The organism is Arenibacter sp. S6351L (assembly GCF_023016025.1).
Lineage (GTDB): Bacteria > Bacteroidota > Bacteroidia > Flavobacteriales > Flavobacteriaceae > Arenibacter > Arenibacter algicola_B.
Window position 1 is genome coordinate 18017 of record NZ_JALKBB010000017.1, and the last position, 15433, is coordinate 33449.

The following is a 15433-nucleotide window of genomic DNA, read 5'->3' on the forward strand; positions in this document are numbered from 1 at the left end:
AATAGTAATATCATTTTGTCCATAACGATTACTTTAGGTTAAAGGTCTAATTTAGGGTACTTTTATAAACTTTGAAATGACTATGGTCAGCCGCTAGCGGTACAAACATTAGAAAATAATTTTGTTACCTTGCCATTTCATTGTGGTCACTGAACTTGCCAAAGTGCACAAGGAAGATAATAGGAAGAACGATGGTATGGTACAAACCTGGTTGCGGGAATAGTGGAGTTTTTGTTTAAAAACTAAGTGCTTACGTCCATACTTCAAGAAGAACGTGTAAAATCTGAAATCACTCGAAACAACTTGAATGAACTATAATTGTACCATCTCCAAGAGGCACAATGTATTTTGCAACAATTACAATGTATGTTTTACTTAAGCGGTAAAATGTTGCGCCTGGCCGCATCAGTGAAACTGGGTTAATGCTAATCTACATTTACTATTATTTTTTCAATATTCCTAATAGAAGAACAGGAATATTTTTAGGCTAATGGACAATTACAAGTTTTCTATTTTTTAGTATATGATGGATAAGGAATGAATTCCGTTTCGTCTCCTTTAATTTTAGGAAATGATTGTGACTTCCATTTCTGCTTGGCTTGTTCAATTAGATCTTTGTTGGATGAAACAAAGTTCCAGTCAATAAATCGTTCTTCGGGAAAAGGCTCACCACCAAAAATATAAATGGTGCTATTTTCCTGAATTGTAAATTCGCAAAGGGTACTGTCTTTTGCCACTAATAACTGCTTAGGGTCATAAATGTTCCCTTCACTTTCAATGGCTCCTTCAAGAATGTATAAACCTGCTTCACCATAAAGCTCATTACCAATATTTACAACTTGTTTGGATCTGCTTTTTATTTCGAGCATAAACAATTTGCTAAAAACAGGCACTGGTGATTGTCTTCCAAACGCTTCTCCAGCCACCAGTTTAAATTGCAGGTCACCTTCTGTCCATCTTGGAATTTCTTTCTCTTCAATATGGGAAAATTGTGGTTCCATTTGTTCCAGAGCTTTTGGCAGTGCTACCCAGATTTGTAAACCGTGCATATATAGTTGGGATTTTCGCAAGTACTCAGGTGTTCGTTCTGAATGTACAATCCACTGTCCTGCTGTCATCCAGTTGACCGCACCTGGTTTTATTTCTACTTCGTTGCCCAAGGTATCCCTGTGCATAATACTGCCTTCAAATAAAAAAGTAAGGGTTGAAAGTCCAATGTGTGGATGAGGCAGCACATCAAAGTTGTCTCGTTCACTTAATTTAACTGGCCCCATGTGGTCTATATAAATGAAGGGTCCCACCATTCTTTTTTGTCTAAATGGCAATAAACGACCTACCATAAACTTCCCGATGCTTGCGGCTCTTTCTTCTATAATCAGTTTGATGTTTGACATAATTAAAATTACCTATTTGGTCTGTTTAGTTTTTGAACCAGTTTAAAAGATCTATAATCTGCATAAATACCGTATGCGTTTACTAAAAGCCCCTTTAAACCGCCTTCTTTTGAAGAAATGGCATATAAAACACTTTCATTGTCAACATCCGACATTTCTTGAAAACGGTGTTTTTTATCGATATTAAATTCTTTGGGCTGTAATTGATATTGATTTTCAGCACATTCAATACAATCTTCCTTCATATTAAAATTATAAGTAAAGCCTTTTTTTGTTAGGTCATTAATGGCTTCAGATAAAGTTGTGTATTTTCCCATTGTAAGATAGTTATATTTGTTATTGTGATATTATTTAATTGTCCAAATAGACCCGTTTTTTGTTGTCAACTTTTGTAATTTTCCTATACCGGAAAGTCCATTCAATATCTTTTCGCTTTCGATTCTTGGCGTTCCTGAAAGTTGAGCATACTCTTTTGCCGTGAGCGAATGATATATCGAGAAGAGTGTTTCCCAATTTTTACCGAACTCACTTTTATTAGCATTCGGATTGAGTTTGAGAATGGCCATTTCGTAAAAAGCATAAGGTTTTGTGCCGTAAACAATTTCTTTATTACCAGAATCATCTAAAAAGAACATTGTAGGAAATCCTCTTACCCCCAATTCACTTCCCAATTTTAAATCTTCTTCGAACAAAGACTTTGCATTAATTTCAAAGTCGGTTTTAAACAGCGCAATATTTAAACCTACTTTTTTAGCAGCAACTTCTAAATGTTCCCACTTTGCAATATTTTTCTTTTGTAGAAAAACCATTTCCCTAATCTCCCTAAGAAATAGAATTGCTTTTTCATTGTCTTGCATTTGTGCAGCTTTAAATGCTATGGATGGGGGATAAGAAGAGTCCAAAGGATCTTCCAGCCAGAGGTCTCCGTCAATAGGCATATCGTAATGCACGCTTACTTCGTCCCAATGCAAAGCTACGTCTGAAGGTTTGCCAATTCCACCGCTGTTATAACTCCAGTCTGGTAATAAGCCTCCCATTCTATATTCTATCTCAATAGCATTGCCATATTCCAATTTAAGTTTCCGCAATTGTGGTTCTATTCCCCAGCATGAGGAGCAAATTGGATCCGTATAATAAATTAGCTTTACAGATTTTTCTGTTGATTGGAAATTACTGTTGGATGTGATGTCTGTATTTTCAGCGGATGTTTCACACATTCCGGTTTCAATGTCGCATAAAAGCGGATTATTTTTTGATGTTTCGTTATTCATATTTTTTGTTTTTAATTACCTCTTATAATGTGTTATGTTTCCCAAAGAAATCAATGTTATTAAATTAACTTACTTCTTCCGAAGTTGCATACTCCTCCATTGTTGAAATTAAATCGTTTTTAAAGGTATATATCTGTACCCATTTTTGTTATAATCCCCTTCCATATTGTTTTACTTTTTGATGTTCTTTGGATAGTACAACAACCATATTCCCTTCAACGATATATTGTTGTGGCTCAAAATTGATGATTTTAATTCTTTCGATAATATTAGTAAAAAATGTTCTTACACCTTCCTTCTTTTCAAAAGTTCCTGCAGGAATAATTTGTGTACCGTGATAACTCCATACTGTGTCTTCGGCAACTGTTGCCACGAATTTTTCAACATCGCCACTACCAAACGCCACCAACATTTTTTCTATTACTGCTTTTGCTGAATTTTTCATATTACTTCGTTTTAATTTTTCAATCTAAATATCTTTACAAACATCAACTTAAAGTCTTCTTGGAAAAATAGGAAATGATTATACCTGGAATAGACAAAGCAATTGCAAAATAAACCAGGCTCATGGGAGAATAAATTCCGAGCAACAGGCCTGCAACCGATGATGCGATCATAATGGATAAGTTAAATACAGAGGACTGCAATGATGTGGCCACGTCTTTGGCAGTTTCAACCTGTCTGCTTACGGCTGCCTGTAACAAGGTTATCAACGGACCAAATGAAAGTCCACATAAAAAGAAAGCAAAATGTCCCATCCCTTTTGTTCCTCCATACCATATAAAAATAACCATGGAGATAATCAGCAAGGCAAACATTAATATAGTCAACAGTCTCAAGTGTTTATCGGTGTATTTTACAGCCAACAACACCGAAATCAATGATCCTATTCCAAAAAATAATAAGGCACTTTCAACACCTCCTGCAAGCTGAATTTCATCAACAAGGCTTGTGATATACACATAGACACCATAGTGTGCAATAACGCCAAGTAGCGTAAGCAGTAGCACAAGTAGAACTGCCGGTATTTTTAAGAGTGCAAATGGTGAGGAACTTTTAGTAAGTTTCTCTCCTGATATTGAGGGCAATGCAAAAAAACTGATCAAACCAATAAGGATAATAAAGCCTCCAAGTCCAATTAATTCTGTTCGCCAGCCATAATCATTACCAATGGAGGTCATGATAGGCATTCCAACACTAATTCCTAATGTTGTTCCTGCCATAATTACTGCGATAGCTTTTCCATGATTATTTTCATCTACCAGTCGCATTCCATAAGCAGCAATCATTGGCCACATTACCCCTGCACAAATTCCACCGATAACCCTAAGAACAATAATAATGTTATAATCGTAAACAAGTCCTGCTATGATGTTTGAAATAGCGAACCCACCAAGTAATATCATCAACAAATATTTGCGGTTGAATTGCATGGTCATTGAAATTAGAGGAATAGCAAAAATAGCGGAAGCAATGGCATAGTAACCCACCAGATTTCCTGTTTGTACCTCACTGATATTTAAATCGGCCATCATTAGAGGGAGCACACCCGAAGGCATCAACTCTGAAAGTATTCCCACAAAAGTTACCGATGACATCAAAATCATAATCAGCCATGGAAACACACTTTTTGCTTGTTCCGTGAAATTTTGTTGGCTCATAGTTTCATTTTTTATAAGTATTCAAAGTGACCGAAGCCTTTTTGGTTTTTATGTACTAAGAAAAGCACAAAACTAAAGAGGCCTCGGCCACAGTCTTTTTCTGATTTTTATGTTTTACTATTAATAAGAAAAACAGATTTATAGGTTCAAAGGAATATCATACGCCATTTCTTTATGACGGAATAAGAAATCACCATTGCGTACAGATGCTAATACATCTACTCTTTTACGGATAGACTCATAAACAGAACTTTCATTTAAAACGATGAAATTCGCTGATTTACCCACTTCTAAGCCATAGCTTTCCTGGATATTTAAACATCGTGCGCCGTTATACGTAATTAAATCAAAACTTGTTTTTATCTCTTCTGGAGACATAGTCTGAGCTAAGTGAATTCCATTGTCAAGAATATTCATCATGTTGCCATTACCCATTGGATACCATGGATCGTTTATTGAATCTTGTGCAAAAGCAACATTAATTCCTGATTCTTTAAATTCTTTCACTCTTGTTAATCCACGACGCTTAGGATAGGTATCTTGACGGCCTTGTAAATAGGCATTTTCAGTTGGACAAGAGATAAAGTTCATCTTGCTCTTTTGGAATAAGTCCATCATTCTAAAGGCATATGAATTATCCGCAGAACCAAAGGAACATGTATGACTTGCAGTAGTTCTGGTGCCGTAATCTTCCATAAGGACAAGAGCATTTAATAGCTCCACAAAACGTGAATGAGTATCATCTGTTTCATCACAATGTACATCAATCATTTTGTCGTATTTCAAAGCAAGATTAACAATATCATGAACGGATTTGTCTCCAAATTCTCTTGCAGGTTCATAATGTGGAATTCCTCCCACAACATCGGCACCCATTTTCAGCGCTTCTTCCACTAAATCACGTCCTCCCTTATACATGTACATACCTTGTTGTGGAAAGGCCACTATTTGAATATCCACGGTTTCTTTTAGATCTTCTTTGATTTCCAGCATCGCTTTTAGTGCCGTAAAGTTTGGATCTGTAACATCTATATGGGTACGAATGTGTTGCACCCCTTGGGATACCTCGTCCTTTATTCCCTTCATAGCAAGTCTTCTAACGCTTTCCACAGTCAAAGTTTCTTTGAATTTTGGCCATAATTCAATGGCTTCGAACAAAGTTCCTGAACCAGCTCCCTCTTGCCCAAGTTCAGATAATGTATATACATAATCTAAATGCAAATGCGGATCAACATAAGGAGGCAACACAAGTTTGTCTTGAAGGTCTATTTCTTCTACGCATTTCGGTAAATTGGTTTCGATCTGAATGATTCTTCCATTGTCTACCATTATTTCAGATGCTGTATCATTGCGATAAATATTCGCATTAAAGAACTTCTTTTTCATTTTACTTTCATTTTATATTAGTGCTACATACTATTTTCAGTAATTGTTTAAGTTTCCAATCCAAAATGGACTTCAATCAAGAAAACTTTCGTAGCATAAACTATCTACAGCCTTAATTTTCATGTTTTCTTGATATAATTAATAAACAGTCAGTTACTTAGATTTTCTGGAGCCTATTATGATAATAGATATTAAAAAAATACACTCATTATTACTTCGCATTCGTATCAATCCATTTTTCAAAAGCTTTATAAAGCTCTTCACGAAATCGTTGGTAGAGTAGTCCGCTTACAATTATCATCAAAAAGTGCTGCAGCTCCTCCAAGGTAAGCTTCTAGCTGGGCATGGTGTGTACATTTACGAAAGTTGGCGATTGCCTTAAATGGTGATTGGCTCCACATCCGCTGATATTTCCAATGGAAACACTTGTAATTGCCGCAGGTTTTCCATCCCATGAATTTTGTCGATACTTTAAAGCCTTTCAATTTTGATATAACTTCTACCCGTAAAAAACATTGCCACAAATATGCGATTCTCCGCTATCTATGGCAATGATCAATATCATGTCGAATAATTTGTAAGAAACCCTATCTCTAGGAAGGTCTCGGTGCCCATTTGTCATATGGGGTCATGTCGAAGCTGTTTACTTCATCCATGGTTAAATTAAGTGCTTTTGCCACACCTTTTCCATATTCAGGGTCAGCTTTAAAACAGTTTCTGATATGGCGGATCTGTATAAATTTATCTGCACCACCCACTTGGGCAGCTGTATTGTTAAATAACAAATCCGCTTTGCCATCGGCTTTGATGATGCGGAACAAATCGCCCGGCTGTGTGAAGTAATCCTCATCATCATTCCTGAAATTGTGAGCATAGGCACTACCATCCAATTCCAAAGGCGGTTCTTTTGCGTTTGGTTGGTCCTGCCATTCGCCGTAACTGTTTGGTTCGTAATGTAAAGTGCCCCCATGGTTTCCATCTACACGCATTGTTCCATCCCTATGATTGGAGTGATAAGGACAAGTAGGCTTGTTTACAGGTATCTGATAATGATTTACCCCCAATCTATAACGTTGTGCATCTCCATAAGAAAACAATCTTCCTTGAAGCATTTTATCTGGTGAAAAACCAATTCCAGGAACAATATTTGTCGGGTTAAAAGCAGCTTGCTCTACATCCTGAAAATAATTTTCTGGGTTTCTGTTCAACTCAAATTCACCGACAGGAATTAACGGAAAATCTTTTTTGTACCAAACTTTGGTCAAGTCAAAGGGATGGAAGCGGTACGTTTTCGCTTGCTTTTCCGTCATAACTTGAATAAACATTTTCCATTTCGGGAAATCTTTTTTTTCTATAGCATCAAAAAGATCTCTTTGTGATGATTCCCTGTCCGAACCAACTATTTTCATTGCCTCCCCGTCAGAAAGATTTTCAATTCCCTGCTGACTTACAAAATGAAATTTCACCCAGTGCCTTACATTGTTTTTGTTGATAAAGCTGAAGGTATGGCTTCCAAATCCGTGCATATGCCTATAGCCTTTTGGAATACCACGATCACTCATTGTTATGGTAACTTGATGTAATGATTCTGGAAGCAAAGTCCAGAAGTCCCAGTTATTGTTGGCACTTCTTAAGTTAGTTTTCGGGTCGCGTTTTACTGCACGATTCAAGTCTGGAAACTTCATAGGGTCACGAAAGAAAAATACCGGAGTATTATTTCCGACTAAATCCCAGATTCCTTCTTCGGTATAAAACTTAAGCGCAAAACCCCTGATATCCCTTTCGGCATCGGCAGCCCCTCTTTCTCCGGCAACGGTAGAAAAACGGCTAAACATTTTTGTTTTCTTTCCGATTTTGCCAAAAATATCGGCCTTGGTGTATTGTGAAATATCGTGTGTAACCGTAAAAGTACCGAAAGCACCTGAGCCTTTTGCGTGCATTCTTCTTTCGGGAATTACCTCTCTGTCAAAGTTTGCCATTTTTTCAAGAAACCAAGCATCCTGCATCAACATTGGCCCACGTGGCCCTGCCGTTTGTACGTTTTGATTATCCCCAACTGGAGCTCCAGTTTGTCTCGTAAGTTTTGATTTTTTTTCCTCCATTACTTTTTAGTTTTTAAAATGATGTATGCAACTAGTTACGCACAAGTTAAATGATAAAAACCAGTGCATCAACTTTTTAATTCCTCCAGCAACTGCCCACGTCACATTTTATCGGCATGCGGAATCACCATAAACGGTATTTCAATATGAAACCCAATTTTTTTGATGATAGGTTCAACGAACATACGTTCGAAAAAGGTATGCTTGTTGCGTACCATAACTAAAAAATCTATTTCTTTCTTAGCCTGAAATTGATTAATAGCTTCAATAACTCCTTGATCTGGAAGGTCGTTAAGAATGAGGTCGATAGGTACAAGGATATCTTTTAGTTTTTGTTTTTTCCTCAATTTCTCTTCCGATAATTCATAGCCTGAAGTTATATGAAGAACATCTATTGTCGACCCATACTTTTTGGAGATGTCCAACAATTGTTGCAAATTTTCCCTATCATAATTTATTTCATAATCCGTCGGAAATAGAATGGCCTCCGGGGTCCTATATCTAAATTCAGAGGGCACCGCAATAACAGGACAAAGGCTCTTGTTAATTACTTGGGTGGTATTGGTGCCCAATAGGATTTCTTTTGCTTTGGTGACCCCCTGGGTTCCCATAATGACCAAATCTACATTTTCGTTTTTCGTGATTAAAAGAATTTCGTCAGTCAATGTATTAAAGGCTGCCCGCATCCTAAAGATATGTCCCGGAGTTTTAAATTCGTCTTTTAACCGCTGTTTTAATGCTTCCAATTGCTTCATTGCCCTTGTTTGATAGAGGTCTTCGAGATTGCTTTGGCTTGGGCTCTGAAATACATACTCCACTTGAAAAATAGGTGGGGTATAGGTGTGGAGTAAATAGAAGGTTGTCTCCTCGTCCTTAAAAAGTTCAACGGCATAACGTATGGCATTATACGCGTTCTCGGAAAAATCGGTGGGCAGGATTATTTTTTTCATTTGTTCAATTTTTATGTTTTGTACTTCTAAAATCATTAATTAAGTATTGTTTCTGAGTACGAAAAAGGGTACCTTTAACTACATACCTTATTTTGTAATTAAGGTTTGTGCCAGGACAACAAAATAGATAGCATTCTATCTTGGTCAATTTTAATTCTTCAACAAAATCCCCTCAGAATATTGTTTGACATACTTTAATGGTATGGTCATTCACTATTAAAATTTTGCTAATCGCGTATTTCAATAATTGACAGGCATTATTTTAAATCGAAAATAACATTTGCCGAAAATGTGCAGGCAGTGAAACCGTTCGCATGGCGTTTTAATTTAATGCGAAAATAAGATTGATTTAATCCAAACGAAATGATATTGGTCACCTCAGATTATGGAAGGATACAAATCTTCATAGGGACTGATCGTAATCATTTCGCATCCGGAAAGAAGAGCCTAGTTTTGCCAATCAAAGAAATTTTTGGACGCCATTAAAGATTAAAGGTACGTGGTCATAATAGTTGTTAATCACAGGAAAATGGTCAATGCCATAAAATCATTAACAAAGAGAATTCGACCAAAATGTTTAATATAATTTCTCATACCCAAATAAATTCAACAGATATGAAAATGGATAAAAATTCTTTCAAAAACACATTAAAGATAGAAGGCAAAAAACTCGATATCATCAGTCTCGATAAGGTAGCCAAGATGCACCCGCAGGTAATGAAATTACCGTTCTCCATTCGTATTCTATTGGAGAACGCCTTGAGAAATTATGATGGATTCTTGGTAACAGATGCGCATATCGAAAACCTGATTAATTGGAATTCAAAGGGCAGCGATGCATCTATTCCATATAAACCGGCTCGAGTGCTCATGCAGGATTTTACAGGGGTACCGGCTGTGGTCGATATTGCAGCCATCCGTTCAGAAGCCATCCGCAAAGGAAAGGATGGCGCAAAGATTAATCCAAAAGTACCGGTAGATCTTGTTATTGATCATTCGGTTCAGGTCGATTTCTTTGGCACTGATTATGCTTATAAGAAGAATGTGGAGTTTGAATACAAGCGTAATAGTGAACGCTACGAACTATTAAAATGGGTACAGAACGCCTTTGAGGATTTTACTGTTGTTCCTCCAGGAATGGGGATATGCCATCAAGTGAATTTAGAATATCTGGCAAAGGGTGTTGTTTCGAGGGATGGTTGGGCCTATCCCGATACTTTGGTAGGCACTGATTCACATACCCCTATGGTCAATGGTATTGGAGTAGTAGGTTGGGGTGTTGGTGGTATTGAGGCGGAGGCGGCACTGTTAGGACAGCCCATTTATTTTTCAAGTCCCAAGGTTATAGGTTTAGAATTAAATGGCAAACTGCCAGAAGGTATTACGGCTACGGATATGGTACTCGAAATAACCAACCGACTCCGAAAATTTGGCGTTGTTGGGGACTTTGTGGAAGTTTTCGGTTCCGGTCTGGATCATTTGTCCGTTCCGGACCGTGCCACCATTGCCAATATGTCTCCGGAATTTGGATGTACCATTACTTATTTCCCGATCGACGATCAGACACTGCGGTATATGGAAAAGACCAATCGCGACCAAAAACAAATTGATTTGGTGGAGCAATACTGTAAAAACAACTTATTGTGGCGGACGGGCAAAGAAAATATCGAATATTCCGATGTAATTAGAGTGGACCTGTCCAAATTAGAACCATCGGTAGCAGGGCCTAAGCGGCCACAAGATAAAATTTTGGTCAAAGATTTAAAAAATCAATTCGGCAATCTGCTTAAGGAAATGCATGGCAGGGATTATGTACCCTTGGAGGAGCGTGAAACCTGGTATGCCGAGGGTGGCTCTGGCACCCGTTTCAACAAACGATTCCGAGATAAGGAAGTGGCCGATGACGTGGAAGTAGCGGTACAGAAAGATACAGCGTTGCATTCCGTCCGGATAAGTAAGGGAAATCAAGAATATGCTCTAAGCGATGGCTCCATTGTTGTGGCTGCCATTACATCCTGTACTAATACTTCCAACCCCTCGGTCATGTTGGGAGCAGGTCTGGTGGCAAAAAAAGCTATAGAAAAAGGGTTGGATGTAAAACCTTGGGTTAAGACATCCTTGGCGCCCGGTTCGAAGGTCGTAACTAATTATTTAAGGCGTGCAGGTCTTTTGCAACATCTTGAGGCCTTGAAATTCCATGTGGTGGGTTACGGCTGTACCACTTGTATAGGTAATTCAGGTCCCTTGCCACCCCATATTGAAAAAGCCATAGACGAATGTGATCTTGTGGCAGCTTCAGTGCTGAGCGGGAACCGGAATTTTGAGGCCAGGATCCATCCAAAAATACGGATGAACTTTTTAGCATCCCCTATGCTGGTAGTAGCTTATGCCATTGCAGGACGTGTGGATGTCAACCTGTTGGAGGAGCCTCTTACTCAAGACGTAAATGGACAGGACGTATATCTTAAGGATATTTGGCCCACCCAAGGAGAAATTCAGGAGGCCATCGAAAATGCTACGACCAAGGATGATTATGCTAAGGAATATGCGGTAATTTTTGATGGGGAAGAACAATGGAAAAACCTGGCAGCTCCCACTGGACTGGATTATGAATGGAAGGAAGATTCCACCTATATTAAGGAAATCCCATTCTTTAAGAACATTAGTGAAACACCCGTTCCGCTTGGGGACATTGCCAATGCCAGAGTACTGATAAAGTTGGGTGACTCGGTCACTACTGATCATATTTCACCAGCTGGCTCATTTTCCGAAGAAAGTCCAGCAGGACAATACCTAAAGTCAAAAGGTATCGAGCGAACCATGTTCAATTCCTATGGTTCTAGAAGGGGCAATCATGAAGTGATGATGCGTGGTACTTTTGCCAATGTGTTCATCAAGAATGAAATCGCTTCAAAACAGGGTGGTTTTACAACCTATTTTCCCGAAAATAAGGAAATGAGCGTATACGATGCGGCTATTAAGTATATGGAAAATAAAACGCCTTTAATTGTTCTGGCAGGCAGTGAATACGGTTCCGGATCCTCACGGGATTGGGCGGCCAAAGGTGCCAGCTTATTAGGAGTAAAAGCGGTGATTGCCAGTTCGTACGAACGAATCCATCGTTCCAATTTAGTGGGTATGGGCATACTACCCTTGAAGTTCAAAAAAGGGGAAGATGCCAGAAGCTTAAGATTGTCTGGGAATGAAACCATTACCATTACAGGGATAGAATCTGGCCTCAAACCGGGTAAAGAACTCGATGTAATTGCTAGGAGAACAGATGGCTCTGCAATCACATTCGAGGTGATCGTCCGATTGGATTCAGAAATCGAAATTGAATACGTCAAACACGGCGGTATTTTACAATATGTGCTTCGACAATTTTTGGAGGAATAGAGGCAACATTTTTATAGGCAAATCACAAACCTGCCTAATTTTAATCTATAAAATATCATTTATACAAAATAGTACAATGTAAATATGACTAAGTGGATTCTGAAAAATTAAGTGTCTGAACACGGATAATACCTAAAGACGACATCATAATAGGATGACATAAGGTTATCAATTTAATATAAAAAAATTATTAATTTAAATTCAAATAAGATGAAAACGAACATTGGAATTACAAAAGAGAATAGGGAAAAAGTAGCGGACGTACTGGCCAAATTATTGGCAGACGAATTTGTACTGTATACTAAAACATTGGGTGCACACTGGAATCTTGAAGGTCACGATTTTCATACGAAGCACCTATTCTTTGAGGAACACTACAACAGTATTAAAAAAACCATCGATAGCGTTGCGGAGCGAATGAGAAAAATTGGATCATACGCCCCTGCTACTTTAGAGCAATTTTTGGACTTGACCCATTTGACCGAAAAGTCGAACACTGGTAATTCAAGCCAAGATTATATAAAAATGCTATTGGGGGACCACGATGCGATAATCCAGTTCATAAGGGAGAATATTTCTCAGGTGGAGGAGGAATTCGGTGATGTTGGCACTGCCGATTTCTTGACTGGTATATTGCAGGAACACGAAGAAATGGCATGGATGCTTCGGGCAAGTATATCAAAGCAAACTACTGACAAGAAACCACTTGGAGTATAATCCAAAGTAGTGGAGTTTTGTTATTTATAAGCCACTCATCATTCAACTTTTTTGTAAAAAAAGGGAAAGGGGAGTGGCTTTTTTGCAATTGAATCAAGTCTGTTACTGGGCCTATTTCGTATAGGAAAATGAACTTTAACTTCCGCTTTCCAAACTTAATTTAATCGCTGGTCTATATTTTAGTTTAGTATCATTCCTTTTCCTTAATTACGATAGTCCGATAAGGAAATGGAATCTCGATACCTTCAGTATCAAAACGTTTTTTGACACTTTCATAAACATCACGTTTTATGGCAATGGAATCCCCAAAATTTTGTGCCCATGCCCATGCACGAAGTTTTACTGAAGAGTCATCAAATTGGACAAGGGCTACCTTGATCATTGGTATACCGTCTTGCTTTTCAAGCTCGGTACGGTTATCGTAAATCAGAGGGTGCTTCTCGCATTCTTCCTGCATGATTGCTTTAGCTAGGTCTACATTGCTATCGTAGGAGATGCTCATCTCTATATACTCACAACATTTTTGCTCACCAAGATCATAGTTGACCAATTTTTCTTTATTGATTATTGAATTAGGAATAACGATCATCCTATTCTTAAAATTGCGAATTACCGTATGCCGTAATGTAATATCGGTCACGGTACCTACCATAGTGTCGCTAATTTCAATGACATCACCCACCTTAAAAGGCTTAAAAGAAATAATGAACAAGCCACCGACAAGATTTGAAAGTGCCTCTTGTGAAGACACCCCTACTATAAGTGCAATGACCCCAGCTCCGCCGAGAATAGTCTGGGCAACCCCGTGAAGTGATGGGATAGCCAAAAGACCAAAAAGAGCTCCCGTAATATAAATACTATAGACCGATACATAACGCAAAAACTTAAAATTAGTAGGATCTTCTCCGTGTTGGGTCTTCCTTCTGATACTTCTTTTAAACCACATATTGGCGGAAGTTGCGGCAACTATAGTAAGAATAGTTACAAAACCTAAATACAGCACTAGTTTAAAATGCTCGTTCATAGCAGCGAATTCTTCTTCTTCCACAAAAATGAAGGTGAGAGCGATAAGGCCTAGGACAATCCATAGGGTATTTACTACCCGCTTTATAAGATTAATGGGTGTTGTATTCAGACTTGCAAACTTATTGAGTCTCCTTTTCAATAGCCATTTGTACAGCAAATTGGTCAATAGGTGCAATACAGCCACTATCAAAATAATTACTAATCCGTAGATCAGGTCCGAAATGTGGGTTTTGAAATATTCTATCATTGGTATTAAGGAATATAATTTCTACGCTTTATTGTTATTTCTCATTGGCTTTCCTTATTCATGCAGCACTAAAAACGGCACTTTGGTATGGTAACTAATTTCTTCAACTGCTGGCCGAAATAAAATCTTTTGGAAAAAATTGAGATTCTTGGCCACCATTGAAATCATATCGACATCTCTACTTTCTGTAAAACATTGCACGGCAGTTTCAAGTTTTGAACCTGTAAGCGAATGGAAACTATGGTCCACATCCAATAAGTATTCCTGTAGAAAATCCTTATTTTCACGTTGTTCCTGGCTAAGTTCTTCTCCCTTTTTTGAAATATGCAAAATCCTTAGTACAGCCTTATTCATATTTATCATTTCTATCAAGGAATCCAAAACTTTGAGGTCGTAGCCTAACTGATAATCCGTAGGGAAAACGATTTCTTTGGGCCGCGTATATTCCACATCTTCGGGTACGGCGAGCAGAGGGCATCTTACCCTAGTAATTACATCACCTGTATTACTGCCAATAGTTGCCTTTTTGAGTCCTGTAGCGCCTTTGGTCCCCATTATGATAAGATCTATTTTCTTGTGTTGTACTTCACTTTTTACCGTATCGATAAAATAGTTAAAATGGATGAGGGGAAAGAACATATGCTTTGTATTCACCGGAAGTTTTTCGATACGATCCATCCATGTGCGCAATTCCCCCATACTGGTATTCAAAAGGTTTTCTTTCAAGGTAAGAGACGTTTTTTGAATGGTAGAGCCTGTTCCGGAATATCCTGTTACCGGATTTACGTGCAACAAATAAAACGTACACTTAGTATTATGAAAAAGGTCAAGGCCATACTGGAGGGCATTCCATGCGTTTTCAGAGAAATCGGTGGGTACAAGGATTTGTTTCATCTGGATAGATTTATTAGTTTTTAGTTGAGGCACCCCGATAAACATTGGGAAACATCGCCATAAAGCTTCTCGAATTTATTCTAATCAGGATTATGACTCATTTTATTTCACATCTCGATTTAATGCTGTAAAATTAGGGTCTCAAAGCAAGATGCGAAATGATTATGGTCATGCTGGAAGCCCATACCAAGGTTCGTTCCCCTATACTTGGTAATAGACTAAAGTCAAGAAAAGTTGAATTGCGCGAATAGTAAGAATTTCATATTGAATTCGTGAAATGTCGTAAAAGAGTGAAAGTAAAGGAGCTTATTTTCGGTAATCCGTTCCGGATAATGAACTCTATCTTTTAATGCGAATCAAGATCAAATGGACCATTAACCCAAAAAATC

Annotated in this window: 12 protein-coding genes; 2 read left to right on the forward strand and 10 right to left on the reverse strand. The window is 38.1% G+C overall.

Annotated elements, in window-relative coordinates:
• Positions 1-509: 509 nt before the first annotated feature.
• The 8 genes from MWU82_RS14210 to MWU82_RS14245 form a co-directional block, all read right to left on the reverse strand.
• A complete protein-coding gene (locus MWU82_RS14210) occupies positions 510-1394 on the reverse strand; it encodes a pirin family protein (RefSeq protein ID WP_247096873.1) in 885 nt (294 codons plus the stop codon).
• Between the two features lie 8 nt (positions 1395-1402).
• Positions 1403-1711 carry a phosphoribosylpyrophosphate synthetase gene (locus tag MWU82_RS14215; protein WP_247096874.1) on the reverse strand — a complete coding sequence of 103 codons (309 nt, stop codon included), beginning with the start codon at positions 1709-1711 and terminating at the stop codon, positions 1403-1405.
• 30 nt (positions 1712-1741) lie between these two features.
• Positions 1742-2665: a ClpXP adapter SpxH family protein gene (locus MWU82_RS14220; protein WP_247096875.1), complete on the reverse strand. Its 924-nt coding sequence runs from the start codon at positions 2663-2665 to the stop codon at positions 1742-1744.
• 148 nt (positions 2666-2813) lie between these two features.
• Complete coding sequence (locus tag MWU82_RS14225) at positions 2814-3110, reverse strand: nuclear transport factor 2 family protein (RefSeq protein ID WP_247096876.1); 297 nt, start codon at positions 3108-3110, stop codon at positions 2814-2816.
• 43 nt (positions 3111-3153) lie between these two features.
• Positions 3154-4326, reverse strand: coding sequence for an MFS transporter (locus tag MWU82_RS14230; RefSeq protein WP_247096877.1), 1173 nt, complete (start codon positions 4324-4326; stop codon positions 3154-3156).
• Between the two features lie 138 nt (positions 4327-4464).
• Complete coding sequence (locus MWU82_RS14235; protein ID WP_247096878.1) at positions 4465-5712, reverse strand: amidohydrolase family protein; 1248 nt, start codon at positions 5710-5712, stop codon at positions 4465-4467.
• A 593-nt stretch (positions 5713-6305) separates the two neighbouring features.
• Positions 6306-7814: a catalase gene (locus tag MWU82_RS14240; RefSeq protein WP_247096879.1), complete on the reverse strand. Its 1509-nt coding sequence runs from the start codon at positions 7812-7814 to the stop codon at positions 6306-6308.
• A 101-nt stretch (positions 7815-7915) separates the two neighbouring features.
• On the reverse strand, positions 7916-8764 hold the full coding sequence (locus MWU82_RS14245; protein WP_247096880.1) for a universal stress protein: 849 nt from the start codon (positions 8762-8764) through the stop codon (positions 7916-7918).
• Positions 8765-9385: 621 nt separating this feature from the next.
• On the opposite strand from MWU82_RS14245, the gene acnA reads away from it, so the two are divergent.
• The gene (acnA, locus tag MWU82_RS14250) at positions 9386-12160 is read left to right on the forward strand and encodes an aconitate hydratase AcnA (protein WP_281502438.1); all 2775 of its coding nucleotides are present in this window, start codon (positions 9386-9388) and stop codon (positions 12158-12160) included.
• Positions 12161-12370: 210 nt separating this feature from the next.
• Positions 12371-12877: a DNA starvation/stationary phase protection protein gene (locus MWU82_RS14255; RefSeq protein WP_247096882.1), complete on the forward strand. Its 507-nt coding sequence runs from the start codon at positions 12371-12373 to the stop codon at positions 12875-12877.
• A gap of 190 nt (positions 12878-13067) precedes the next feature.
• On the opposite strand, the gene MWU82_RS14260 is transcribed toward MWU82_RS14255, so the two are convergent.
• Together MWU82_RS14260 and MWU82_RS14265 are read right to left on the reverse strand one after the other, a co-directional pair.
• Positions 13068-14150 carry a mechanosensitive ion channel family protein gene (locus MWU82_RS14260; protein WP_247096883.1) on the reverse strand — a complete coding sequence of 361 codons (1083 nt, stop codon included), beginning with the start codon at positions 14148-14150 and terminating at the stop codon, positions 13068-13070.
• 54 nt (positions 14151-14204) lie between these two features.
• Positions 14205-15044: a universal stress protein gene (locus MWU82_RS14265; RefSeq protein ID WP_247096884.1), complete on the reverse strand. Its 840-nt coding sequence runs from the start codon at positions 15042-15044 to the stop codon at positions 14205-14207.
• Between the last annotated feature and the right edge of the window lie 389 nt (positions 15045-15433).